This is a genomic window from Methyloversatilis universalis FAM5 (genome assembly GCF_000214035.2).
Classification (GTDB): Bacteria; Pseudomonadota; Gammaproteobacteria; order Burkholderiales; family Rhodocyclaceae; genus Methyloversatilis; species Methyloversatilis universalis.
Map to the genome: position 1 here is coordinate 1 of NZ_AFHG01000016.1, position 222 is coordinate 222.

General features: G+C 74.8%; 1 pseudogene. It reads right to left on the minus strand.

Annotated features, from left to right (window positions below):
- Positions 1 to 222, minus strand: a pseudogene (locus METUNV1_RS00070) (pseudouridine synthase); the annotation flags it as partial.

Genomic DNA, 222 nt, shown 5'->3' on the forward strand with positions numbered 1-222 from the left:
CGCGGCGGACGGTCACCGAACTCCTTGCGCGGCGGACGGTCACCGAACTCCTTGCGCGGCGGACGCTCGCCGAAGCTGCCACCCGATTCGCTGCGGATCGGGCGCTCGCGGTTCTCCCACGGCTTGCGCTCGCCACCTTCGGCGCGCGGCGGACGGCCTTCGCGGTCGGGGCGGGGCGTCCACTCCCGTTTCTCGCCAGCCGCACGCGGCGGACGGTCACTG